We start from the raw sequence: 24,325 nt of genomic DNA, 5'->3' as shown, positions 1-24,325 counted from the left end.
CGGCGGCGGCGGGTGGGCCGGGCCGCCGCCGCCCGTCGCTCCCAGCCACCAGACCGCTCAGACCGAGCAGTTGGGCGTCGCGAACCCCAACCCTCCGCGACCCCCGCACGCCCCGCCGCCCATCCCGCCCGCGGGGCCGACGGACAAGCTGGCCACTCCGAACGAAGAGCCGGCACCGGTGAAAAGAAAACGACGCCTCCTACGCGACCCGCTGTCCATCCTGTTGATCTGCATCATCGTGTTCGCGCTGATCATCGCGGGGCTGATCGGGGCCGAGCTGTACGTCCGGCACGTGGCCGACACCAAGGTCGCCCAGGCGGTGGCGTGCGAGGTGAAGGACCAGGCCACCGCCTCCTTCGGCGTGACTCCGCTGATGCTGTGGCAGCAGATGACCAAGCACTACACCAACATCTCGGTGCAGACCGCCGGCAACAACATCCGCGACGCCAAGGGCATGAAGCTCAACCTCAACATCCGCGACGTCCGGCTCCAGTCGAACGCCAACTCGAAGGGCACCATCGGCTCGCTGGACGCCACGTTCAACTGGACCAGTGACGGCATCAAGCAGTCGGTGCAGAACGCGATCCCGGTGCTGGGTCCGTTCGTCACCAACAGCGTGACCACTCACCCGGCCGACGGCACGATCGAGTTGAAGGGCATGCTCGACAACATCACGGCCAAGCCGGTGGTGTCGGGCAGCGGGCTGCAGCTGCAGATCGTCAGCTTCAACGCGCTCGGCTTCACCATGCCGAAGGAGTCGGTGCAGTCGACCCTGGACGACTTCACCGCGCAGTTCACCAAGAACTACCCGCTGGGTATCCACGCCGACAGCGTGCAGGTCACCGATACCGGTGTGCAGGCGCACTTTTCGACGCAGAACGCCACCATCCCGAACGACAACAGCAACGACCCCTGCTTCGCGCACCTCTGACGGTCAGCTGAGCCCGTCGAGCACGGCGCGGGTGCCGGACAGTCCGAGCCGGGTCGCGCCGGCGTCCACCATCGCCAGCGCGTCGGCGGCGGTGCGGATGCCGCCGCTGGCCTTGACGCCCAGCCGCCCGCCGACGGCCTCGGCCATCAGGGCGACGGCCCGCACCGACGCCCCGCCCGCGGGGTGAAACCCGGTCGAGGTCTTGACGAAGTCGGCGCCGGCGTCCTCGGCGGCGCGGCACACGTCGGTGAGCGTGCGCCCGTCGTCCCGGCCGAGCAGCACCGCGGACTCCACGATGACCTTGAGCACGGCGCGCGGCGCCGCGGCCCGCACCGCCTCGATGTCGGATCGCACGGCGAGCAGCTCACCGGTCAGCGCGGCACCAACGTCGATGACCATGTCGACCTCGGCGGCACCGCACGCCACGGCCCGCGCGGCCTCGTGCGCCTTGACCTCCGAGAGGTGCTTGCCCGACGGGAAACCCACCACCGCCGCCACCGGCATCGCGGCGCCGGCGGCCAGCGCGGCGACGGCCTCCAGGGCGGCCGGCACCATCGACGGCGACACGCACACCGCGTACACACCCAGGTCGGCGGCCTCGGCGACCAGCCCCGCGACGTCGGCGCGGGCGGCCTCGGGTTTGAGCAGCGTGTGGTCGACCAGGGCCGCCAGCTGGGCCCGCGTGGGTTGCCCCGCCACTAGAACGCTTCTTCTGGACCGCCGGGGTTGCAGCCGGTGGCCACCATCTCGGCGTCGTCGACCACCGGGCGCCAGGGCTCCAGGTTCCAGCTCGTCTTGCCCGGTTGCGCCAGCTCGGCGAACTGCCAGTGGCAGAGGAACTGCGCGCGCATTCCGGGGGTGTCCGCGTCCGGCGACAGCGCGAGCACCTCGGCCCACGCCTCGTCGGCGTCCGCCGCGACGAACGGCTGGCTGGCCGCGATCCGGCCCGACGGCGTCGGGAACACCCGCAGGCTGGGCAGGCCGCGCCAGTGCGCCCACTGGGTGTGGTCGATGAACGGAGGCGCGGCGATCACGTCGGCGCGAGCGGGGGCCGCCACCGGCGGCGAGCCGAGCAGGGCGACCGCCACCGCCGGCGCGGCCAGCAGGGGTCTCATGCCGCTAGCGCGACTTACCCTGAATCTCAAGGAGTTTGGGGCGGACGTCGACCAGGTACACCCCGGCCGCGCAGGCGGCGATCGCCATTCCGAGCACCCCGAAGACGAAACTCAGCAGCGATGTCAGCAACACGGCCAAGCCGAGGATCACCAACCACACCGGCTTGGTCAGCTTGTCAGCGGCGGTATAAGCGTCGGGCCGCTGCAGCGCTGCGTGCACAAACGCGTATACCGCCGTCAGCGCGACGGCGATCTGCAGGGCGAACATGACGATGGTCACGGCGTGGGTCACGCTCTAAGGGTATGCGGGCGCCGTGCAAAACGTCGACTCCGAGCCGCCCGGGCGGGCAACTCGGAGTCGAGCGTCGTGCGGGGACTACTTCTGGGTGACCTTCTTGGCGGACGCCTTCTTGGCCGGGGCCTTCTTGGCCGCCGCCTTCTTGGCGGGCGCCTTCTTGGCCGGAGCCTTCTTGGCCGGGGCCTTCTTGGGCAGGTCGATGCCGACCAGCTTGGCCGCCCGCTCACCGACCGCGCGGGTCTGCGACGCGACGGTGCCCAGCGCCTCCTGGGTCAGCTCGACGGCCTGGTCCACGTAGCCCTCGGCGCGCGCCGACGCGTCCTCGAAGGGGCGCTGGCTGCGCAGCCGCTCCAGGGCGGTCTCGCCACGCTCGACCAGCTCGTTGTAGCGGCTGGTCGCGGCCTCCAGGTAGCCCTCGGCGGCCTTGCGCAGCTCCTCGGAGGTGAACCGCTCGCGCAGCTCGGTGAACTGCTCGGGCAGGTCCTCCTGCAGCTTCGACAGGCGGGCGCGGCGCTCCTCGACCCGGCTGCGGGTCTCGGTGCGGGTCTCTTCGGCGCGCTCGCGCAGGCTGGCGATCAGGTCGTTGACGGTGGCCAGGGCCAGGTCGGCGGCGCCCAGCGCGGCCAGCAGCGGGGCCCTCAGGTCCTCGACGTTCGAGTTTTCAGCCATGGTGTTTCCTTTCGTGCTTTGTCTTGTTATCGGTGTTACTGGTTCTGATCTTGAAAAAAGGGGCAAGTAGCGGCTCCTCTCGGAGGAGTAGTCAAGACCCGCGGATTGACGTGGCACTCAACTTGCCGGGGGACCTCCTGATTGATCGGGTCGGCTGGTCGAGTCCGCATCGCGGCCGGCGCCACCCGAGGTCCGGCATGAGACCCCTTCCTCTGGGTAACCAAGCGGCCCGGCAGATATACGTCAGCCGGCCACTGGCGCGATGCGAAAGCCCTCAAGCCCGGGCGATCAGCTGTCGGATTCGCTCGGACACTCCTCGGTTATGGATTCGTTCTGCTGGGTGAACGACGCGTAGATCTCCAGCAGGATCTGCTTCTGGCGCTCGGTGATGGCGGTGTCGGTGATGATGGCGTCGCGCACCTGACTCTTGTCGCTGGGCTCGAGGATCCCGGCCCGCACGTAGAGCACCTCGGCCGAAACCCGCAGCGCCTTTGCGATCTGACTCAGGACGTCGGCGGACGGCTTGCGCAATCCACGCTCGACCTGGCTCAGGTAAGGGTTGCTGACACCCGACCGTTCGGCGAGTTGGCGCACCGAAACCTGCGCGTTCTCACGCAGGTCGCGGATGAAGCTGCCGAGGTCGGAGGCCACTTCGGAAGCCGCCGTGGACACCTTGGCGGAGAGCTTCTCCTCCGGCGGCATCGCGCGCTCCTCGGGTCGGGTGGGCCATCCTTACGCGCCCCAGAGTACGGCCAAGTGCTTGCTATTGCAAGCACTTGTTAGCACCCCTAGAAAAGCAGCTGCGCGACGGCGTAGATGATCAGCCCCGCCAGCGACCCGACGACGGTGCCGTTGATCCGGATGAATTGCAGGTCACGCCCCACGTGCAGTTCGATGCGCCGACTGGCCTCCTCGGCGTCCCAGCGCTCGATCGTGTCGGTGATGATCGCGGTGATCTCGACCCCGTACTGGGAGACCAGGTGCTGGGCCGCCCGCACGATCCAGTTGTCCACCTTGTCGCGCAGATCGGCGTCGTCGCGCAGCGACTCCCCGATCCGGACGACGGTGTCGGCGATCCGGGTGCGCAGCGTGCTGGACGGGTCGTCGACGCCCTCGAGCACCAGCCTTTTCAGCGTCCGCCACGCCGTCGCCGCGGCGTCGGCGATCTCGTCGCGCGCCATCAGCTGTTCCTTGACCGCCTCGGCGCGCGCGATGGTCTCCGCGTCGTTCTGCAGGTCGTCGGCGAACTCGAAGAGGAACCGCGTCGCCGACCGGCGCAACTCGTGGTCGGGGTTGCGGCGGACCTTGTCGGTGAAGTCCATCAGCTCGCGATGGATTCGATCCCCGACGAGATGGTCGATGAACCGGGGCGACCAGCTCGGCGAGTCGCGCTCGACGACCCGCTGGATGACCTCCCCGGCGTTCAGCGACCACTGGAACGCGCGGTCGGCGAGGAGCTGGATCAGGGCCTCCTGGCGATTCTCGGCCAGCAGGGTCGACAGCACGCGGCCCACCGGCGGACCCCATTGCGGTTCGGCGATGCGGCGCACGATCATCCGGTCGATCACCTGCTGGACGTCGTCGTCGCGCAGCAGCTCCACGAGGACGCGCAGCACCGTCGCCGCCTCGCTGGCCACCCGCGCGGCGTGCTCGGACTCCGAGAGCCATTTGCCCAGCCGGCTGGGCACCTGGGCGTCCCGCAGCTTCGTCTCGACAACCGGCGGCGACAGGAAGTTCTCCCGCACGAAGGTCCCCAGGCCCTCGCCGAGCTGGTCCTTCTTGCGCTTGATGATCGCGGTGTGCGGAATCGGAATGCCCAGCGGGTGCTTGAACAGCGCGGTCACCGCGAACCAGTCGGCCAGCGCACCCACCATCCCGGCCTCCGCGGCCGCCCCGACGTAACCGACCCAGGCCGCCGTGGTGGCGTGCGCCTGGGCCCACCGGCAGGCGAGGAACAGCCCCGTCGCGCCCACCAGGAAACTCAGGGCGACCAATTTCATTCGGCGCAGGGCCACCCGCCGCTGCGCGTCGGCCTCCGGATCGGCCCCGGCGAAGGATTCGGCCAACGACGGCCGCGCCGCCGAGGCCTCGCCCGGGTGTGAGGCTCTGTGTGCCACCACACCATCATGTATTGCCGCGCGCGGTTAGTGTTACCGCCCTGCTTGTGGACCCTGCGCGTACGCGGCCCGTCCGCCAAAACGGACCCCGCACGCCGTAGTATCGGGAGCGTCTGATGAGTGGGAAGCGGCGATAGTGGCAGAGCGGATCCCGGTTGTGACCGTGAAGACGGATGGTCGCAAGCGGCGCTGGCACCAACACAAGGTGGAGCGCCGCAACGAACTGGTCGACGGCACGATCGTGGCGATCCGCCGGCACGGCCGCTTTCTGAGCATGGACGAGATCGCCGCGGAGATCGGCGTCTCCAAAACCGTGCTGTACCGCTACTTCGTCGACAAGAACGACCTGACGACCGCGGTCCTGATGCGCTTCGCGCAGTCGACGCTGATCCCGAACATGGCCGGCGCGCTGACGTCCAACCTGGACGGCTTCGACCTGACCCGCGAGATCATCCGCGTCTATGTGGAAACCGTCGCGGAGGAACCGGAGCCGTATCGCTTCGTGATGGCCAACAGCTCGCCGACCAAGAGCAAGGTGATCGCCGACTCCGAGCGCATCATCGCCCGGATGCTCGCGATGATGCTGCGCCGCCGCATGCAGGAGGCCGGCATGGATACCGGCGGCGTGGAAACGTGGTCCTACATCATGGTCGGCGGCGTGCAGCTGGCCACCCACTCCTGGATCTCCGACCCGCGGATGAGCGCCGACGAGCTGATCGACTACCTGACCATGCTGAGCTGGAGCGCGATCTGCGGGATCGTCGAGGCGGGCGGGTCGCTGGAGAAGTTCCGTGGGCAGCCGCATCCCTCGCCGATCGTGCCGCCGCGCGAGCCATGAGTCGGTGCCCGGATGCCTGACGTGAGCGTGAGCTCACGGCTCAGGTCGTGGGCCTACGCGCTGCGCACCACCAACCCGCCCCCGGACGGCCCGGTCGACGCCGTCACGCGCTGGCTGGTGGTCACCCGGGCGGCGGTGCTGCCGATGACCCTGGTCTCCGGCCTGGTGGCGGCCCTGCTGGCGATCGGGAAACCCGGGCTGGACTGGCGCTGGCTGGCGCTGGCCGTGCTCGGCATCACGCTCGCGCACACCGCCAACAACCTGATGAACGACCTGTACGACACCCAGGTCGGTACCGACAGCGCCACCTACCCGCGCGCGCTGTACGCGCCCCACCCGGTGCTGTCCGGGCTCGTCAGCCGCCGCACGCTGGGGCTGGCGATCCTGCTCGTCAACGTCGCGGACCTGGCGATCCTGGTCACGCTGACGTGGGCGCGCGGCTGGCCGGTCGCCGGCTTCGCGCTCGCCGGCTTCGCCCTGAGCGTCGCCTACACCGCTCCGCCGCTGCGGCTGAAGAAGCGCGGCCTCGGGGAACCCGACGTCTTCGTCGTGTGGGGTCCGTTGATGGTCTGCGGCACCTACTACTCCGCGGTGGGCTGGGTCGGCTGGGACGTCGTGCTGGCGTCGCTGCCCTACGGCCTGCTGTGCACGACGGTGCTGATGGGCAAGCACATCGACAAGATCCCCTACGACGAACCGCTCGGCATCCGAACGCTGCCCGTGCTGCTCGGCGAGGCGCGCGCACGCGCGGTCACGCTCGGCATGATGGTCGGCTTCTACGTGTTGGTGGCGGTGGCCGTGGCGGCGGGAGCGATGCCCTGGCCGGCGCTCGTCGTGGCGCTGGCGCTGCCCCGGCTGGCGAAGGTGTGGCCGCACTTCCGCCGCCCGCGGCCGGCCGAGCCGCCGCCGAAGTTTCCGGTGTGGCCGCTGTGGTATGCGGCACTCGCCTGGGTGCACGTGCGGCAGGCCGGCGCGCTGCTGGTGGTGGGCCTGGCGGCCGGTGCCGTGTTACGCGCTTTGTGACCGCGATGTGACGTAAAGCCAAGCTTCGGAATACGACTCGGAGCGCCTTAACGGCTAGCATGCAGGGGATGCATCGGGGGTGAACCGGAGCGCCAGGGCGACAGGAAGCCCGGGACCCCGAGATACAGAAAGGCCAAATTTCAATGTCTGTGCAGCTCACGCCGCATTTTGGGAATGTGCAAGCACACTACGACCTTTCGGACGACTTCTTCCGGCTTTTCCTGGACCCCACCCAGACGTACAGCTGCGCCTACTTCGAGCGCGAGGACATGACGCTCGAGGAGGCCCAGTACGCGAAGATCGACTTGTCGCTGGGGAAGCTCGGGCTCGAGCCGGGGATGACGCTGCTCGACGTCGGCTGCGGCTGGGGCGCCACCATGCGCCGCGCCATCGAGAAGTACGACGTCAACGTCGTCGGCCTGACGCTGTCGGAGAACCAGGCCGCCCACGTGCAGAAGATGTTCGACCAACTGGACACGAAGCGCTCGACGCGGGTGCTGCTGGAGGGCTGGGAGAAGTTCCAGGAGCCGGTCGACCGCATCGTCTCCATCGGCGCTTTCGAGCACTTCGGGCGGCAGCGCTGGGGCCGCTTCTTCAAGATGGCCTACGAGGTGCTGCCGGCCGACGGCATCATGATGCTGCACTCCATCACGCGGCCCACCTTCAAACACGCCCGCGCGCAGGGCAAACCGCTGACCCACGAAATCGTCCACTTCACCCAGTTCATCCTGGCCGAGATCTCCCCCGGTGGCTGGCTGCCGACGATCCCGTCGGTCGAGGAGCACGCGGACGCGGCCGGTTTCACGGTGACCAGGATCCAGTCGTTGCAGCTGCACTACGCGCGGACGCTGGACACGTGGGCCGCCGCGCTGGAGGCCAACCGGGACCAGGCGATCGCCATCCAGTCCCAGGAGGTCTACGACCGGTACATGAAGTACCTGACCGGCTGCGCCAAGCTGTTCCGCGAGGGCTACACCGACGTCAACCAGTTCACCTGCGAGAAGTAGCCGCGCTACTTGGCCAGCGTGAACTGGCCGACGTTGCTGATGCCCTTGAGGAAGAAGTTCTCGCACCCGGTCAAATAGTGCATATAGCGCTCATAGACCTCTTCGGACTGGATCGCGATGGCCTTTTCCCGGTTGGCCGCCAAATTGGCCGCCCAAATATTCAGCGTGCGGGCGTAGTGTTCGCGTAGCAATTGCACCTTTTCGAGGGTGAACCCGGCCGCCGGCGCCAACTCCGCAATGTCCTCCTGCGCCGGCAACTGCCCGCCCGGGAAAATCTCGGTATAGATGAATCGGGTGAAACGCACGTCGCTCATGGTCAGCGAGACGCCGAGCTCGTGCAATTGCTTCTGGGAATGCGCGAGAATGGTGTGCAGCAACATCCGGCCGTCGTCGGGCAGAATCTCGTAGGCGCGCTCGAAAAATGCGGGCCAGCGCTCCGCCTTGAACGCCTCGAAGGCGCCGATCGTGACGATCCGATCGACGTCGTCGTCGAACTCCTCCCAGCCCTGCAGCCGGACCTCGACGGTTCGCTCGGTCGGGATGCTCGCCAGCCTGGCCTTGCTGTACTCGAACTGGTTGCGGCTGAGGGTGATTCCGATGACGTTGACGTCGAACTTCTCGACCGCCCGCTGCAGCGCCCCGCCCCAGCCGCAGCCGATGTCGAGCAGCGTCATCCCGGGTTCGAGGTTCAGCTTTCCCAGCGCGAGGTCGAACTTGGCGTTCTGCGCCTCCTCGAGGGTCATATCGTCGCGCTCGAAATAGGCGCACGTGTAGCCCATCGTCGGGTCTAGGAAGAGCGCGAAGAACTCGTCGGAAACGTCATAGATAGATTGCGACTCTTCGTAATACGGCCTCAACGCGGTCATGGATGCCCGATATCCTCTCGTTTGTTGAACGCGAGGATGATATCGGATCGATTCGGGGCCTGCTACCTGACCCTAGAATTCAGTAGGCGTAAAAACCCTGGCCCGATTTTTTGCCCAGCCGGCCCGCCTCTACCATGCGCAGCAGCAACGGCGGCGGCGCGTATTGCGGTTCTTTGAATTCCTCGAACATTTTGTCCGCGATCAGCTTGAGCGTGTCCAGGCCGACGAGGTCGGACAGGCGCAGCGGCCCCATCGGGTGCGACAGCCCGGCGACGACGGCCTTGTCGACGTCTTCGACGCTGGCAAAGCCGGCCTCCACCATCCGGATCGCCGACAGCAGGTAGGGCACCAGCAACGCGTTCACCACGAAACCGGACCGGTCCGAGCAGCGCACCACCTGCTTGCCCAGCACCGCGGAGGCGAACTCCTCGGTGCGCGCGGCGGCGGCCTCGTCGGTGACCAGCGTGCACACCAGCTCGACCAACGGCAGCACCGGCACCGGGTTGAAGAAGTGCAGGCCCAGCACGCGTTGCGGGTTCTTGGTGGCCGCGGCGATCTTCATGATCGGGATGCTCGAGGTGTTGGACGCCAGGACCGCGTCGGGATCGGTGACCACCCGGTCCAGCTCGGCGAACACCTGCGCCTTGACCGCGTCGTCCTCGATGATGGCCTCGATCACCAGCTGTCGGTCGGCCAGGTCCTTCATGTCGGTGGTGAAGGTGAGCTTGCTCAGCGCGGTGTCGCGCTCGCGCTCGGTCACCTTGCCGGCGCTCACGCCGCGCTCCAGCGACTTCACGATGCGGTTGCGCCCGGCCGTGATCAACGGCTCGGTGGTCTCGAACACGGTCACGTCGACGCCGGCGCGGACGGCGACCTCGGCGATGCCGGAGCCCATCTGCCCGGCACCGACTACGCCCACCCGCTGGATCGCTGCCATTGCTCCTCCTTATACGCGCGAGCAGACGCAGAATCGCATCACCTGGGCTGCAGGAGTGCGACTCTGCGTCTGCTCGGCCGGGCAGGGCCCGGCGAACACCGCTGAAGGTTAGTGGAACTGACCCTCTTCGGTCGAACCGGTCAGCGCGGTGGTCGACGAGGTCGGGTCGACCGTGGTGGCGATCCGGTCGAAGTAACCGGCGCCGACCTCGCGCTGGTGCTTGGTCGCGGTGTAGCCGCGCTCCTCGGCGGCGAACTCGCGCTCCTGCAGCTCGACGTAGGCGCTCATCTGGTTGCGGGCGTAGCCGTAGGCCAGGTCGAACATCGAGTAGTTCAGGGCGTGGAAGCCGGCCAGCGTGATGAACTGGAACTTGAATCCCATTGCGGCAAGCTCCTTTTGGAACTTCGCGATGGTCCCGTCGTCCAAGTGCTTCTTCCAGTTGAACGACGGCGAGCAGTTGTACGCCAGCATCTGGTCGGGGAACTCGGCCTTCACCGACTCGGAGAACTTGCGCGCCAGCTCGAGGTCCGGGGTGCCGGTCTCCATCCAGATCAGGTCGGCGAACGGGGCGTAGGCCTTGGCCCGCGCGATGCAGGGCTCGATGCCGTTCTTGGTCCGGTAGAAGCCCTCGCGGGTGCGCTCGCCGGTGATGAACGGCTGGTCGCGCTCGTCGACGTCGGAGGTGATCAGCGTCGCCGCCTCGGCGTCGGTGCGGGCGATCACCACGGTCGGGACGTCGCAGACGTCGGCGGCCAGGCGGGCCGAGGTCAGCGTGCGGATGTGCTGCTGGGTCGGGATCAGCACCTTGCCGCCCAGGTGGCCGCACTTCTTCTCCGAGGCCAGCTGGTCCTCCCAGTGCGAACCCGCGACACCGGCGGCGATCATGGCCTTCTGCAGTTCGAAGACGTTGAGCGCGCCACCGAAGCCGGCCTCGCCGTCGGCGACGATCGGCGCCAGCCAGTTCTCCACGGACCGGTCGCCCTCGACTTTGGCGATCTGGTCGGCGCGTAGCAGCGCGTTGTTGATCCGGCGGACCACCTGCGGCACCGAGTTGGCCGGGTAGAGGCTCTGGTCGGGGTAGGTGTGGCCGGACAGGTTGGCGTCACCGGCGACCTGCCACCCGGACAGGTAGATGGCCTTCAGGCCGGCGCGCACCTGCTGGACGGCCTGGTTGCCGGTCAACGCACCCAGCGCGTTGACCCACTCCAGGTCGTGCAGCTCTTCCCACAACACCTCCGCGCCGCGGCGGGCCAGCGTGTTCTCCTCGACGACGGTGCCTTGCAGCGCGACGACGTCCTCGGCGGTGTAGGTGCGCGTGACGCCCTTCCACCGCGGGTTGGTGTCCCAGTCGTGCTGGATCTGCTCGGCGCTCTTCGGGGTGCCAACGACAGACATTGGGCTTACTCCTTAACGGTTCTTTGCTAATCGCTAAACGTCCACGCCGCCCGCCATCCGGCGGTAGCTAGGGGCTTAACTTCACTGGCGTGCTAACTCGAAGATGGCACAGCTTGTTCCTGCAGGTCCACCCGTTTCATTTGCCAATTTCGGTAACGACTCCGCCCGATTTTGCGAATCTTGCGAAGATGAACGCAAACTTAACCGTTTCAGAAGCTACCCGTCAGTAACCCGATTCACGCAGGTCAGACGGGAAATCGACGGGCCCGGCGTTCGCCTACAGAGCGAAGATCGCGGCGACGGCTTTCGTCTCGTCGCCGACGGCATATGTGAGCGTTGTAACAGGCCGATCGGCCAGGTTGGGACCGAATTGATCGGTCGAGCCGGCCGGGTGGACGTGCGCGATGATCTCCAGCTTGTCGCCCAGCGCGACCGGGGCCTCGTGCTCGATCGTGATGCGCAGCGGCAGCTGCATCAGGTCGGGGTGCGACGCCAGGTAGTCCTCGACCACGCTCCAGTACACCGAGTTGTTCATGTGATCGAACAGGTCGATGTCGGTCACCCGGACCGGGAACTCGTGGATCTCGCTCGCGTCGTCGCGGCTGCCCGGCTTGAGGTAGGACTTCCACCGCAACCGCTGCACGGACGTGGTCTTGTGCAGGCCCGCCAGGAAGTCGTCGGCGATGCGCGACGGCATCTGGGTTTCCCTGTTGATGTTGATCCAGAACGCCTCGGACTCGATCAGCCCGCCCTTGCGCCCGTCGATGCGGACCCGCATCTCACACCACCGGTTCGAGGTGCCCGAACACCAGCGCCGGCACCGCAGCATGTCCTGGAACTCGATCGGGCGGATCAGGTCGACCATGGTGCGCCGGACGATCCACAGCGGATGCGTCTCCTCGAAGCCCATCTCGCGCAGCTGGTCCTGGCCGATGTCCTGGATGTGGCGGCAGCCGGCGTCGAGCCGCAGCCGGCCGGTGCGATCGATGTCGCCCACCCGCAGCGGCCATTCGCGATCGAATACATCGGGATGGCCGTCGGGCACCGGCATCATTATTTTGTCCAGGCTCACGGTTTCGCTCCCCGCTCCCTCGCGCATATCCCAGGGTCGGTATCCCAGGTTAACCCCGGCTCCCGGTGCGAATGATGCCAAATCGCGTCCTGCCAACACCAATCGTGACCGGATCGCGCCGCGGTGCCAACTCTGCGAACCGCGCCTTCGCAGTGCCCGGTACCCTGCTGGGGTGGCCAAAACCTTCGTCGGCTCCCGCGTTCGCCAGCTCCGCAACGAGCGCGGATTCTCCCAGGCGGCGCTGGCCCAGATGCTGGAGATCTCGCCGAGCTACCTCAACCAGATCGAGCACGACGTCCGCCCCCTGACGGTGGCCGTGCTGCTCCGCATCACCGAGGTGTTCGGGGTCGACGCGACCTTCTTCGCGTCCCAGGACGACACCCGCCTGGTCGCCGAGCTGCGCGAGGTGACCATGGACCGCGACCTGGACATCGACGTCGAGCCCACCGAGGTGGCCGAGCTGGTCAGCGCCCATCCCGTCCTGGCCCGCGCCGTGGTCAACCTGCACCGGCGCTACCGGATCACCACCGCGCAGCTGGCCGCCGCCACCGAGGAGCGGTACTCCGACGGCAGCGGCAGCGGGTCGATCACCATGCCCCACGAGGAGGTGCGCGACTACTTCTATCAGCGCCAGAACTACCTGCACGAGCTCGACACAGCCGCCGAGGACCTCACCATCAAGATGCGCCTTCACCACGGCGACCTGGCCCGCGAATTGACCCGCCGGCTCACCGAGGTGCACGGCGTGCACATCACCCGGCGCATCGATCTGGGCGACACCGTCCTGCACCGCTTCGACCCGGCCAGCAAGACGCTGGAGATCAGCAACCACCTCTCCCCGGGTCAGCAGGTGTTCAAGCTGGCGGCCGAACTGGCCTACCTCGAGTTCGGCGACCTGATCGACAGCCTGGTCGACGAGGGCAAGTTCACCAGCGAGGAGTCGCACACGCTGGCCCGCCTCGGCCTGGCGAACTACTTCGCGGCGGCCGCGGTGCTGCCCTACCGCCAGTTCCACGACGTCGCCGAGAACTTCCGCTACGACGTGGAGCGGTTGTCGTCCTTCTACTCGGTCAGTTACGAGACCATCGCGCACCGGCTTTCGACGCTGCAGCGGCCGACGATGCGCGGCGTGCCGTTCTCCTTCGTCCGGGTGGACCGCGCCGGCAACATGTCAAAACGCCAGTCCGCCACCGGTTTTCACTTCTCTTCGAGCGGAGGGACGTGCCCGTTGTGGAACGTCTACGAAACGTTCGCCAACCCGGGAAAGATCCTGGTGCAGATCGCCCAGATGCCCGACGGGCGCAACTACATGTGGGTGGCCCGCACCGTGGAGCGCCGCGCCGCGCGGTATGGTCAGCCCGGTAAGACCTTCGCGATCGGGCTGGGCTGCGAGCTCCGCCACGCGCATCGGCTCGTCTACTCGGAGGGACTCGACTTGTCCGGGGATATCGCCACACCGATCGGCGCCGGCTGCCGCGTCTGCGAACGCGACAACTGCCCGCAGCGGGCGTTCCCGGCCCTGGGGCGCGCGCTGGACCTCGACGAGCACCGCAGCACCGTCTCGCCGTACCTGGTGAAGCAGCCGTGAGCGCCGACGGCAGCCGCATCCCGTCGGGCCGGTTCCGGGAACTGGGCCCGGTCAACTGGGTGATGGCGAAGGCCGCCGCGCGCCGGATGCGGGTTCCGGAGATGCACCTGTTCACCACCCTGGGCCAGCGCCAGGTGCTGTTCTGGACGTGGTCGATGTACAGCGGGCGGCTGCTGCGGGGCCGGCTGCCGGCGATCGACACCGAGCTGGTGATCCTGCGGGTCGCGCACGTGCGCGGGTGCGAATACGAGCTGCAGCACCATCGGGGGATGGCGCGAAACCAGGGCCTGGACGACGATTTGCAGGCCGCGATCTTCGCCTGGCCCGAGACGCTGGAGCGGGTCGAGGCGCGCCTGACCGTGCGGCAGCAGGCGCTGCTGGCGGCCACCGACGAGTTCCTCCTCCAGCGCACCGTCACCGACGACACCTGGCGCCAGCTCGCGACGCACCTGGATCGGCGTCAGCTCATCGAATTCTGCTTGCTGGCAAGCCAATACGACGGCCTGGCCGCGACCATGTCGGCGCTGGCCATCCCCCTGGACAGGCCCGCTCAGGCGTAGACGTCGGCCAGCACGGCCAGCGTGAGCACCACCGGCAGCAGGGGCAGGCCGAAGCCGAACGCCGACCAGGCGTACCTCTTGCGCCGGCGCTGCAGCGACGCCCACAGGGTGGCGCAGACCGCCAGCGCGAGCGACAGCAGCAACACCGTCGGGGCCCAGCGGCCCACCGCCGCGTTGTCGTCGGCGATCGAAAAGGCCACCAGCCACAGGACGTAACCGGTGGCGACGCCGCCGATGACGCCGATGACGGTGTCGCTGCGAATCATCGGCTCAGAAGTTGATCATGTGGCCGGTCAGACCGTGGAAGCATTCCTGCAGCGCCTCCGACATGGTCGGGTGCGTGTGCACGTTGCGGGCCAGCTCGGTGGCCGTCAGGTCCCACTTCTGCGCCAGCGTCAGCTCGGGCAGCAGCTCGGACACGTCGTGGCCGATCAGGTGCCCGCCCAGCAGCTCGCCGTACTTGCCGTCGGCGACCAGCTTGACGAAACCGCTCGGGTCGCCGACGCCGTGCGCCTTGCCGTTGGCGGTGAACGGGAACTTGGCCACCACGACGTCGTAGCCCTCGTCGCGGGCCTGCTCCTCCGTGAGCCCGAAGCTGGCGACCTGCGGCTGGCAGAACGTCGCGCGCGGCAGCATGCGGTAGTCGCCGAGCGCCAAAGTCTCTGCGCCGGCGATGGTTTCGGCCGCCACCACGCCCATGGCCTCGGCAACGTGGGCCAGCATCAGCTTGCCGGTGACGTCGCCGATGGCATAGATGTGGCTGACGTTGGTCTGCATGTAATCGGTGATGCCGATGGCCCTGCGGTCGGTCAGCGCGACCCCGGCCGCCTCCAGGCCGTAGCCCTCGACGTTGGGCGCAAACCCGATGGCCTGCAACACCTTTTCGGCCTTCAGCTCCTCGGAGTTGCCGTCCTTGCTGACCGCCACGCGGACCACGGACCCGTCGTCGTTGATGGCCTCGACCTTGGTTCCGGTCATGATCTTGACGCCCAGCTTCTTGAACTGCCTCTCGAGCTCCTTGGACACCTCGGCGTCCTCGTTGGGCAGCGCGCGCGGCAGGAACTCGACGACCGTGACGTCGACGCCATAGTTCTTGAGCACGTAGGCGAACTCCATGCCGATCGCACCGCAACCGGCGATGATGATCGACTCCGGCAGCTCCCGCGACAGGATCAGTTCCTCGTAGGTCACCACGTTTTCCGACAGCGACGTGCCGGGGACGAGGCGGGTGCTGCTGCCGGTGGCGATGATGGCGTTGTCGAACGTGACCGTATCGGTGCCGCCGTCGTTGAGCTCGACCGACAGGGTGTGCGGGTCGGTGAACCTGCCGTAGCCGTGGATCTCGGTGATCTTGTTCTTCTTCATCAGGAAGTGCACGCCGGCGACGCGGCCGTCGGCCACCTTGCGGCTGCGGTCGAACGCGATGCCGTAGTCGAAGGTCGCCTCGCCGTTGATCCCAAAGGTCTTGGCTTCTTTGGTGAAGATGTGGACGAGCTCGGCGTTGCGCAGCAACGCCTTGGACGGGATGCAGCCGACGTTGAGGCAGACCCCGCCCCAGTACTTCGACTCGACGATTGCGGTGTTCAGGCCCAGCTGCGCGGCGCGGATGGCGGCGACGTATCCGCCGGGGCCGGCGCCGAGCACGACGACGTCATAGTGAGTCACGAGCCCTACCCTAGTGGCCTAGTAGGGGATGACGCCGATCAGGCAGTGGCCCGTGCGCTCGCAGAAGTAGTAGCCGTACAGGGGCGCGGCGGCCGCGAGCGACGCGAACGGCCCCGACATCACCGCGAGCGACAGCGCCGAGAGCAGCGCCCTGCCCTGCGCCATCGCCAGCATCACGCCGCCCACGGCGCACGCCACCACGTAGACCAGCGCCGCGAACGCCGAGGCCGTCTTGTCGATCGAGTGGTACCACCAGTAGAACAGCCCCAGCCCCACCACGGCCGACACCATCCACACGCCGAGCAGGACCAGGACCAGCTGCCACCACTTCAGGAACAGGTAACGACCGGGAACGGTGACCGGCTGCACCGGCACGCCGCCGGCCTGCTCCTCGGCGGTCTCGCCCGCCGGGGCTGCCTCGGGTTCGTCGGGCCGCTCGGGCTTTTCGGCCTCCTTCGCCGCCGGCCTCGAGCCGGTGTCGTCCTCGTCGTCGAAGTCCGGCGCCCACGACTGCGTCCCGGTGTCCTCGTCGTCGAAGTCCGGCACCCACGACTGCGTCCCGGTTTCCTCGTCGTCAGCCACCCGAGGCCACCTGCAGCGCGACGAGGGCGCCGAACCAGCCGGGCGCGAGCGACAGGACGAACGCGCCGACCATGGTGACCCAGCGCCGCCCGGAAAACAGAATCGTCAGCAGCCCGGTCACGGTGGGAATCCCGACCACCAGCGCGATGACGACGTCCGGGCGCACCTTGGCGTGGACCAGCACGGTGAGCGCGACACCGGCCAGCAGCCCGACCGCGCAGCCGATCAGCATGGCGCTGGCCAGCACCCAAGGGCGGGGAAGCGGGATCACGGTGACGAGGTTAGCGCGGTCATCGACCGCCGGGCCCGCACGTTTGGCGCGCGGCCGCATCGTCGAGGGCCACCACCGGGCCGCGCTCCGGCGGGCGCTCGCCGCGCTCGTAGGCGGCCCCTGTGATGACCGACGCGCCCCGCAGCGCGGCGCTCTCGTCGTCGGTGAAGACGCGCCCGCGGGACAGGAACCGCACGCCCTCGGGCGCCTCCAGGCTGAACCCGCCGCCGCGTCCCGGCACGACGTCGATGACCAGCTGGGTGTGCTTCCAGACCTCGTACTGCGGGCCCGAAATCCACACCGGCACCCCGTCCCCGACGTCGAGGACGCCGAGCAGCACGTCGCGGTCGCCGACCAGGAAGTCGCCGCGCGGGTAGCACATCGGCGACGACCCATCGCAGCAGCCGCCGGACTGATGGAACATCACCGGACCGTGGCGCTCCTGCAGCCGCGCCAGCAGCTCGGCGGCGGCCGGCGTGATGACCACCCCTGTTACGGGCCCCGGTGCCATCTAGAAAAACCCCTGCGCCTTCTCCGAGTACGACACCAGCAGGTTTTTGGTCTGCTGATAGTGGTCGAGCATCATCTTGTGGTTCTCGCGGCCGATGCCGGACTGCTTGTAGCCGCCGAACGCGGCGTGCGCGGGGTAGGCGTGGTAGCAGTTGACCCACACCCGGCCCGCCTGGATGTCGCGCCCGGCCCGGTAGGCGGTGTTGCCGTCGCGGCTCCACACCCCCGCGCCCAGGCCGTAGAGGGTGTCGTTGGCGATCGAGATGGCGTCGGCGTAGTCGGAGAACGACGTCACCGCCACCACCGGGCCGAAGATCTCCTCCTGGAAGATCCGCATCTTGTTGTTGCCGGCGAAAATCGTCGGCTGCATGTAGTAGCCGCCGGACAGGTCGCCGCCCAGCTCGGCGCGCTCGCCGCCGGTGATGATCTTGGCGCCCTCACCCTTGCCGATTTCGATGTAGGACAAGATCTTTTCCAGCTGGTCGTTGGACGCCTGGGAGCCCAGCATCGTCTGGATGTCCAGCGGGTCGCCCTGCCGCACCGCCTTGGTGCGGATCGCGGCCAGCTCCAGGAACTCGTCGTAGATGTCGGCCTGGATCAGGCTGCGCGACGGGCAGGTGCACACCTCGCCCTGGTTGAGGGCGAACATGGTGAAGCCCTCCAGCGCCTTGTCCTGGAAGTCGTCGGCGCGGGCCAGCACGTCGGAGAAGAAGACGTTGGGGCTCTTGCCGCCGAGCTCCAGCGTCACCGGGATCAGGTTCTGCGAGGCGTACTGCATGATGAGCCGCCCGGTGGTGGTCTCCCCGGTGAACGCGACCTTGGCGATCCGGTTGCTCGACGCCAGCGGCTTGCCGGCCTCGGCGCCAAAACCGTTGACGACGTTGACAACTCCCGCCGGCACCAGATCCCCGATCAGCGACATCAGGTAGAGCACCGACGCCGGTGTCTGCTCGGCGGGCTTGAGCACCACCGCGTTGCCGGCCGCCAGCGCGGGCGCCATCTTCCAGGCCGCCATCAGGATCGGGAAGTTCCACGGGATGATCTGCCCCACCACCCCGAGCGGCTCGTGGAAGTGGTACGCGACGGTGTCGTCGTCAACCTGCGACAGCGAGCCCTCCTGCGCGCGGATCGCCGCGGCGAAGTACCGGAAATGGTCGGCGGCCAGCGGGATGTCGGCGGCCAGCGCCTCGCGGACCGGCTTGCCGTTGTCCCAGACTTCGGCCACCGCCAGCGCGGCCTTGTTCTCCTCGATGCGGTCGGCGATCTTGTTCAGGATGGCCGCCCGCTCGGCCGGCGCGGTCTTGCCCCACGCCGGGGCCGCCGCGTGCGCGGCGTCGAGCGCCTTGTCGACGTCGGCCTCGTCGGAGCGGGGCACCTCGCAGAACGTCTGACCGGTCACCGGCGTCGGGTTTTCGAAATAGCGGCCGCCCACCGGCGCGACCCACTCGCCGCCGATGAAGTTGCCGTACCGGGATTCGTACGACATCAACGCCCCGGCAGACCCCGGACGTGCGAAAACAGTCATCTACCCCGCCTCCTTATTGCGCTCCCGTGACACAGTTCACAGTACCGCCGTCGGCGGGGCGCGACGCGACGCAGCGGTCCCCTAGAGCTCACCCGCCAGGTAGCGGGCCCGGCACTCGCGGCGCGCGAGCTTCCCGCTGGTGGTGCGGGGTATGCGACCGGCGCTGACCAGCCGGACATCGGCCACCGGCAGCGCGTGCCGGCGCGAGACGGCGGCGCGGATCGCCTCGACGGTCGCGGCCGCGTCGGACTTGCCGGCGCCGACCGCACGCTCGGCGACGATCACCAGCTGCTCGCCGGCGGGTTCGCGGGGCACCGAGAACGCGGTCACGTGGCCGTCGCGCACCGCCGGCGACGCCGCGGACACGGTCGCCTCGACGTCCTGCGGGTAGTGGTTGCGGCCGTCGACGATCACCAAATCCTTGATGCGGCCGACGATGTAGAGCTCCCCGCCGAGATACACGCCGAGGTCACCGGTGCGGAACCAGGTGCCGCCCACCGCCGAACCCTCGGCGTGGCTGCCGGCCTCCAGCCGGGACTGCAGCTTGTTGCGGAACGCCAGCTCGGTCTCCCCGGCCCGGCCCCAGTAGCCGCGGCCGACGTTGTCGCCGTGCAGCCAGATCTCGCCGACCCGGCCGTCGGGCAGCTCCGCCTCGGTGTCGGGGTCGACGATGACCGCCCAGAGGCTGCGCGCGACGCGGCCGCACGACACCTGCGCGACGGCGTTGGCCGCGTCGGGGGCCACCGGCACCGCCCGCCCGGCGCCCAGCTCGTCGCGATCCAGGTGGACCACGCTGGGCCGGGCTTGCGGTTCGATGGTCGAGACGAACAACGTCGCCTCGGCCATCCCGTAGGACGGTTTGACGGCGGTGGCCGGCAGCCCGTAGGGCGCGAAGGCCTCGGTGAACCTCTCGATCGACGCGATGCTGACCGGTTCCGAACCGTTGATGAGCCCCGCGACGTTGCTCAGGTCGAGCTCTTCGCCGGGACCCGGCAGCCCGCGCTGCGCGGCCAGATCGAACGCGAAGTTGGGGGCCGCGGCGAAGGTGCGGCCGTGGCGCGACTGCACGGCCAATTCGCGGATCCACCGGTAGGGCCGCCGCACGAACGCCGTCGGCGACATCAACGTGATGTGCCCGCCGCACAGCGCCGGGAACATGATCATCAGCAGCCCCATGTCGTGGAACAGCGGCAACCAGCTGATGCTTCGGATGTTCCAGTCCAGGCCGACCGAATCGATCATCTGCACGACGTTCGTGACCACGCCGCGGTGGGTGATCTCGACGCCGGCGGGCGTGCGGGTCGAACCCGACGTGTACTGCAGGTAGGCGATGTCGTCGATGCCCGGGTGCGCCGGGACGAAGGTGGCACCCACCGAATCGGGCACGGCGTCGACGGCGATGACCCGCGGCCGGCGGTGGCGCGGCAGGGCGCGCACGAACGACTGCACGGCCTCGGCGGCGCCGGTCGTGGTCAGCACGGCCGACGGGAGGGCGTCGTTCAGCACCGCGTCGAGCCGTTCGGCGTGGCCGGGCAATTCGGGCGCGAACAGGGGCACCGCGATGTTGCCGGCGGCGATGGCCGCGAAGAAGCCGACGACGTAGTCGGTGCCCTGCGGGGCGAGGATCGCCACCCGGTCGCCGGGCGCGGTGACCTGCTGCAGGCGAGCGCCGACCGCGCGCAGCCGCACGCCGAGCCGGGCCCAGCTCAGCTCCACCGGTTCGCCGTCGGCGACGCGGCCGTAATCCAGGTAGCGGTACGACACGGCATCGCCGAGCTCGTCGATATTGCGGTACAGGCCGTAGGTCAGCGTGGCGTCGTCCGGTAGGGCGATGTGTCCCTCGGCGTCCAGATAGTCCGCCAGCCGTAGCCTCTGCCGTCCATCTATGGAAACACTGTGGTCCATAAGGGGATATTAAGAGATTAACTGTGTCTGCAGGTACCACATAGGTCTCGTGTGGATGTGATCCTTATGACAACTTCATAACGCGCTCGAAGACAATGGTGGGCGTGGACGACCCATATCTGTGGCTCGAGGACGTGACCGGCGAAGACGCACTGGACTGGGTGCGGGCCCGCAACGAACCCACGCTGGCGAAATTTCGCGACGCGGAGTTCGAGCGGATGCGCGCCGAGGCGCTCGAGGTGCTCGACACCGACGCCCGGATTCCGTACGTGGTGCGCCGCGGCGAGCACCTCTACAACTTCTGGCGCGACGCCACCAACCCGCGCGGGCTGTGGCGGCGCACCACGCTGGACAGCTACCGCACCGACTCCCCGCAGTGGGATGTGCTGATCGACGTCGACGAGCTGGGCCGCACCGACGACACGAACTGGGTGTGGGCGGGCGCCGGCGTCATCGAACCCGAACGCACGCGCGCCCTGATCCGCCTCTCCCGCGGCGGCTCGGACGCCTCCGTCGTGCGCGAATTCGACATGGCCACCCGCGAATTCGTCCCCGACGGGTTCCAGCTGCCCGAGGCCAAGTCGCAGGTCGCGTGGGCCGACCCGGACACCGTGCTGGTCGGCACCGACTTCGGCGCCGACTCCCTCACCGACTCGGGCTACCCGCGCGTGATCAAGCGGTGGCGCCGGGGCACCCCGTTGACCGACGCCGAACTCGTCTTCGAGGGCGCGCGCTCGGACGTCAGCGTGTCCGCGTCGGCGGACCGCACGCCCGGCTTCGAGCGCACCTTTCTGGGCCGGTCGCTGGACTTCTGGAACGAAGAGTTCTACGAGCTGCGTGGCCCGGAGCTGATCCGCATCGACGCGCCCACCGACGCGACCGCGTCGATTCACCGCGAATGGATCCTCATCGAGCTGCGCACCGATTGGTACACCGGCAGCGCGACCTACACCGCGGGCTCGCTGCTGGCCGCCGACTACGACGAATTCCTCGCCGGCACAGCGGAATTGACGGTGGTGTTCGAGCCCGACGAGCACACGGCCCTGAATCACTACGCCTGGACGAAGGACCGCCTGCTCATCGTCACGCTGGCCGACGTGGCCAGCCGAGTGGAGATCGTTACGCCAGGAAAGTGGCGGCGCGAACCGGTCCCCGGCATCCCGGCCGCGACCAACACCGTCGTCGTCGCCGCCGACGACACCGGCGACGAGTTCTTCCTCGATTCCAGCGGATTCGTCACACCCTCGCGGCTGATGCGCGGTGCCAGCGGCGCGCAGCTCGAGCCGATCAAATCCGCCCCGGCGTTCTTCGACTCCGAAAAGCTCACGGTGGAACAGCATTTCGTCGCGTCGGCGGACGGCACCGCGATCCCCTACTTCGTCGTCCGTGCCGGCTCCGAAGGGGACGCCGACGGCCCCGCGCCCACCCTGTTGAGCGGATACGGCGGGTTCGAAACCGCGAACACGCCGGCCTACAGCGGCGTGCTGGGCCGGCTGTGGCTGGCGCGCGGCGGCACCTACGTGCTGGCCAACATCCGCGGCGGCGGCGAGTACGGACCCGGCTGGCACACGCAGGCGATGCGCGAGAACCGCCACAAGGTCGCCGAGGACTTCGCCGCGGTGGCAACTGATCTGGTGGACCGCGGCATCACGACCGTCGAACAGCTGGGCGCCCGGGGCGGCAGCAACGGCGGGCTGCTGATGGGCATCATGCTCACCCAATACCCGGAAAAGTTCGGTGCGCTGGTCTGCGACGTGCCGCTGCTGGACATGAAGCGCTACCACCTGCTGCTGGCCGGGGCCTCGTGGATGGCCGAGTACGGCGACCCGGACAACCCCGACGACTGGGCGTTCATCTCCGAATACTCGCCGTACCAGAACGTTTCGCCGACTCGCCGCTACCCGCCCGTGCTGATGACCACGTCCACCCGCGACGACCGGGTCCATCCGGGCCACGCCCGCAAGATGACGGCCGCCCTGCAGGCCGCCGGCCACGAGGTCTGGTACTACGAGAACATCGAGGGCGGGCACGCCGGCGCGGCCGACAACGAGCAGGTCGCGTTCAAGTCGGCGCTCAGCTACTCGTTCCTCTGGCGGACGCTCGGCGGAGCAAGCCGTTAAGCTCGATGGCGATGTAGCGATGTGGTCGAGGAGGGCGTGGATCATGAGAGCACCGAGGTTCTTCGGGCTGGCGGCATTGACGGCGATCGCCCCGATCGCGATCCTCCTCGGCAGCGGCCCGGCCCGCGCCGACACCGATCTCGGCAAGCCGTGCGCCCCGGAGGGCGCGAAGGTGTGGGGCAACCCCGGCCCGATCTATTGCGCGCGCCAGGCGGACGGGCAGACGCAGTGGGTGTCCATTCCCGTCGACGCCATGTGCGTGGCGTTCTGCGTCAATCACCCCTAGCGTCGGCGACGGTCGCATCCGCGCGCCGTCTCGGACGGCTGATCGTCCAGGCGATGAGGCACACTCCGATCGCGAGGCCCGAGTAGGCCAGCGCCGAGGGCCACCACGGGTCGGACGGCGGGCCGGGCTCCTTGAGACCGGTCAGCGCCACCAGGATGCTGCCGTTGTCGGTCGGCCCGGCCGCCGGTAGCGACTGGGTTTTGGTGACCTTGATCTGCGTGGCGCTGCTGGGGTCGTTGACCTGACCCCAGGCCAGGGTGGAGTCGTTGAGCAGGAAGGTGTCCTGGCTGCCCGCGGGCTGGCTGTCGTCGTGGCTCACCACCTCCACCTGGCCGACTTCCACCGTCTGGTTGTCGGCGGCGACCAGGGCGGAGACGTGTTCGTAGACGTCCGGGGGCGCCGGCGCGGTGTAGGTCGGCGGCGGCGGGCCGTCCGAGCCCGCCGGCGGTATCGAGGCGCCGCCGTAGAAGCTGCCCGCCGCCACGTGGCTGTAGCCGACCGCGGTGAACGGGACCAGGCCGACGGTGGCGGCGTCGAGCACGATCCGGCCACCGGCCGGCACGAACGCCTCCCGATAGGCGCCGTCGTAGAAGTAGCGGAACGTCATCGCCTCGCTGAGCGGGTTGTACAGAACCGGGCGGTGGTTGTCGTCGTAGTCGACGTAGTCCCAGTGTCGGGGGCGAACCAGTTCCTGGTTGTCGGCCTTGATCAGGTCAACGTTGCCGCGATGGCCGTCGACCACGTTCTGCACCTGCTGCTGGAAGTCGTAGACCCGGCTGGGCGGCTCGAGCGGGCGGGCGGGGTCGATCCGCGTCACCGGTGCGGCCTTGGCATCGGCGATCGCCTGCGGTGGCGCATCGAGCCCCTGCGGCGGCGCCACCACCGCGGCGCTCCCGGGCGACCCGTGCGCCGGGGTGAGCTTCGGGGTCTGCACCGCGATCGTGGTGGGGGGCGGCGGGGTCGGCGGAACGACCAGCGGCGTGTGCACCGGCGGCGGGGGCTCCGGTGGCGCCTCCAGCGTCGGCACCGACACCCTGCTCGGGGA

At 68.5% G+C, this 24,325-nt stretch carries 26 protein-coding genes; 8 read left to right on the top strand and 18 right to left on the bottom strand.

Features of this window, described 5'->3' with window-relative positions; all coding sequences use genetic code 11:
• Positions 1-931: LmeA family phospholipid-binding protein (locus AWB89_RS24760; protein ID WP_420914900.1), on the top strand; the 931-nt coding region annotated here is incomplete at its 5' end.
• 3 nt (positions 932-934) lie between these two features.
• Here AWB89_RS24760 and deoC read toward each other — a convergent pair.
• The 6 genes from deoC to AWB89_RS24730 form a co-directional block, all read right to left on the bottom strand.
• On the bottom strand, positions 935-1,630 hold the full coding sequence (gene deoC / locus AWB89_RS24755; RefSeq protein ID WP_085177257.1) for a deoxyribose-phosphate aldolase: 696 nt from the start codon (positions 1,628-1,630) through the stop codon (positions 935-937).
• Complete coding sequence (locus AWB89_RS24750) at positions 1,630-2,046, bottom strand: DUF2599 domain-containing protein (RefSeq protein WP_085177255.1); 417 nt, start codon at positions 2,044-2,046, stop codon at positions 1,630-1,632. Before AWB89_RS24750 ends, deoC begins: the two co-directional genes overlap by 1 nt.
• 4 nt (positions 2,047-2,050) lie before the next feature.
• Positions 2,051-2,314, bottom strand: a complete 264-nt coding sequence (locus tag AWB89_RS24745) for a DUF2516 family protein (RefSeq protein WP_082958525.1) — start codon at positions 2,312-2,314, stop codon at positions 2,051-2,053.
• 108 nt (positions 2,315-2,422) lie between these two features.
• Positions 2,423-3,013 (bottom strand): heparin-binding hemagglutinin HbhA, encoded by a 591-nt coding sequence (gene hbhA / locus AWB89_RS24740; protein WP_085177253.1) that lies wholly within the window; start codon positions 3,011-3,013, stop codon positions 2,423-2,425.
• A gap of 288 nt (positions 3,014-3,301) precedes the next feature.
• The gene (locus AWB89_RS24735; RefSeq protein ID WP_085097639.1) at positions 3,302-3,715 is read right to left on the bottom strand and encodes a helix-turn-helix domain-containing protein; all 414 of its coding nucleotides are present in this window, start codon (positions 3,713-3,715) and stop codon (positions 3,302-3,304) included.
• 86 nt (positions 3,716-3,801) lie between these two features.
• On the bottom strand, positions 3,802-5,133 hold the full coding sequence (locus AWB89_RS24730; protein WP_085177251.1) for a DUF445 domain-containing protein: 1,332 nt from the start codon (positions 5,131-5,133) through the stop codon (positions 3,802-3,804).
• A gap of 133 nt (positions 5,134-5,266) precedes the next feature.
• Here AWB89_RS24730 and AWB89_RS24725 point away from each other — a divergent pair, with 133 nt between their 5' ends.
• From AWB89_RS24725 to pcaA, 3 genes are all read left to right on the top strand, one after another.
• Positions 5,267-5,968, top strand: coding sequence for a TetR/AcrR family transcriptional regulator (locus AWB89_RS24725; RefSeq protein ID WP_085097646.1), 702 nt, complete (start codon positions 5,267-5,269; stop codon positions 5,966-5,968).
• A 12-nt stretch (positions 5,969-5,980) separates the two neighbouring features.
• Complete coding sequence (locus AWB89_RS24720; protein WP_085177249.1) at positions 5,981-6,991, top strand: prenyltransferase; 1,011 nt, start codon at positions 5,981-5,983, stop codon at positions 6,989-6,991.
• Positions 6,992-7,134: 143 nt separating this feature from the next.
• Positions 7,135-7,998 carry a cyclopropane mycolic acid synthase PcaA gene (pcaA, locus tag AWB89_RS24715; protein ID WP_085177247.1) on the top strand — a complete coding sequence of 288 codons (864 nt, stop codon included), beginning with the start codon at positions 7,135-7,137 and terminating at the stop codon, positions 7,996-7,998.
• Positions 7,999-8,003: 5 nt separating this feature from the next.
• On the opposite strand, the gene AWB89_RS24710 is transcribed toward pcaA, so the two are convergent.
• From AWB89_RS24710 to AWB89_RS24695, 4 genes are all read right to left on the bottom strand, one after another.
• Complete coding sequence (locus AWB89_RS24710; RefSeq protein WP_085177245.1) at positions 8,004-8,864, bottom strand: cyclopropane mycolic acid synthase family methyltransferase; 861 nt, start codon at positions 8,862-8,864, stop codon at positions 8,004-8,006.
• Between the two features lie 79 nt (positions 8,865-8,943).
• Complete coding sequence (locus AWB89_RS24705) at positions 8,944-9,801, bottom strand: 3-hydroxybutyryl-CoA dehydrogenase (RefSeq protein WP_085097658.1); 858 nt, start codon at positions 9,799-9,801, stop codon at positions 8,944-8,946.
• A gap of 108 nt (positions 9,802-9,909) precedes the next feature.
• Positions 9,910-11,196 carry an isocitrate lyase gene (aceA, locus tag AWB89_RS24700; protein WP_085097661.1) on the bottom strand — a complete coding sequence of 429 codons (1,287 nt, stop codon included), beginning with the start codon at positions 11,194-11,196 and terminating at the stop codon, positions 9,910-9,912.
• 277 nt (positions 11,197-11,473) lie between these two features.
• A complete protein-coding gene (locus AWB89_RS24695; RefSeq protein WP_085177263.1) occupies positions 11,474-12,268 on the bottom strand; it encodes an acyl-[acyl-carrier-protein] thioesterase in 795 nt (264 codons plus the stop codon).
• A gap of 172 nt (positions 12,269-12,440) precedes the next feature.
• Here AWB89_RS24695 and ramB point away from each other — a divergent pair, with 172 nt between their 5' ends.
• Positions 12,441-13,856 (top strand): acetate metabolism transcriptional regulator RamB, encoded by a 1,416-nt coding sequence (gene ramB / locus AWB89_RS24690; RefSeq protein ID WP_085097664.1) that lies wholly within the window; start codon positions 12,441-12,443, stop codon positions 13,854-13,856.
• Between the two features lie 62 nt (positions 13,857-13,918).
• Positions 13,919-14,416, top strand: coding sequence for a carboxymuconolactone decarboxylase family protein (locus tag AWB89_RS24685; RefSeq protein ID WP_172405499.1), 498 nt, complete (start codon positions 13,919-13,921; stop codon positions 14,414-14,416).
• Here AWB89_RS24685 and AWB89_RS24680 read toward each other — a convergent pair.
• The 7 genes from AWB89_RS24680 to AWB89_RS24650 all read right to left on the bottom strand — a co-directional run bounded on the left by AWB89_RS24680 (position 14,407) and on the right by AWB89_RS24650 (position 20,874).
• Positions 14,407-14,682: a hypothetical protein gene (locus tag AWB89_RS24680; RefSeq protein WP_085097670.1), complete on the bottom strand. Its 276-nt coding sequence runs from the start codon at positions 14,680-14,682 to the stop codon at positions 14,407-14,409. The two genes, AWB89_RS24685 and AWB89_RS24680, sit on opposite strands and share 10 nt — an antisense overlap.
• Before the next feature lie 4 nt (positions 14,683-14,686).
• Positions 14,687-16,081, bottom strand: a complete 1,395-nt coding sequence (gene lpdA / locus AWB89_RS24675) for a dihydrolipoyl dehydrogenase (RefSeq protein ID WP_085097673.1) — start codon at positions 16,079-16,081, stop codon at positions 14,687-14,689.
• An 18-nt stretch (positions 16,082-16,099) separates the two neighbouring features.
• The gene (locus tag AWB89_RS24670; protein WP_085177241.1) at positions 16,100-16,663 is read right to left on the bottom strand and encodes a hypothetical protein; all 564 of its coding nucleotides are present in this window, start codon (positions 16,661-16,663) and stop codon (positions 16,100-16,102) included.
• A complete protein-coding gene (locus tag AWB89_RS24665; protein ID WP_085177261.1) occupies positions 16,656-16,934 on the bottom strand; it encodes a putative holin in 279 nt (92 codons plus the stop codon). Before AWB89_RS24665 ends, AWB89_RS24670 begins: the two co-directional genes overlap by 8 nt.
• A gap of 19 nt (positions 16,935-16,953) precedes the next feature.
• On the bottom strand, positions 16,954-17,445 hold the full coding sequence (locus tag AWB89_RS24660) for a DUF779 domain-containing protein (RefSeq protein ID WP_085097679.1): 492 nt from the start codon (positions 17,443-17,445) through the stop codon (positions 16,954-16,956).
• On the bottom strand, positions 17,446-18,969 hold the full coding sequence (exaC, locus tag AWB89_RS24655) for an acetaldehyde dehydrogenase ExaC (RefSeq protein ID WP_085177239.1): 1,524 nt from the start codon (positions 18,967-18,969) through the stop codon (positions 17,446-17,448).
• 81 nt (positions 18,970-19,050) lie between these two features.
• Positions 19,051-20,874 carry a fatty acyl-AMP ligase gene (locus AWB89_RS24650; protein ID WP_085177237.1) on the bottom strand — a complete coding sequence of 608 codons (1,824 nt, stop codon included), beginning with the start codon at positions 20,872-20,874 and terminating at the stop codon, positions 19,051-19,053.
• Positions 20,875-20,978: 104 nt separating this feature from the next.
• Between AWB89_RS24650 and AWB89_RS24645 the strand changes: the two genes are divergently transcribed.
• Both AWB89_RS24645 and AWB89_RS24640 read left to right on the top strand, forming a co-directional pair.
• Positions 20,979-22,994: a prolyl oligopeptidase family serine peptidase gene (locus AWB89_RS24645; RefSeq protein ID WP_241520593.1), complete on the top strand. Its 2,016-nt coding sequence runs from the start codon at positions 20,979-20,981 to the stop codon at positions 22,992-22,994.
• Between the two features lie 43 nt (positions 22,995-23,037).
• On the top strand, positions 23,038-23,280 hold the full coding sequence (locus AWB89_RS24640; protein WP_085177233.1) for a hypothetical protein: 243 nt from the start codon (positions 23,038-23,040) through the stop codon (positions 23,278-23,280).
• Here the strand turns inward: AWB89_RS24640 and AWB89_RS24635 are convergent.
• A partial coding sequence (locus AWB89_RS24635) for a hypothetical protein (protein ID WP_206601258.1) occupies positions 23,267-24,325 on the bottom strand: 1,059 nt, incomplete at its 5' end. The genes AWB89_RS24640 and AWB89_RS24635 overlap by 14 nt on opposite strands.

This window comes from Mycobacterium paraense, from assembly GCF_002101815.1.
GTDB classification, from domain to species: domain Bacteria; phylum Actinomycetota; class Actinomycetes; order Mycobacteriales; family Mycobacteriaceae; genus Mycobacterium; species Mycobacterium paraense.
The sequence above is the reverse complement of the archived record's forward strand: the minus strand, read 5'-3'. Positions and strand labels throughout refer to the sequence as shown.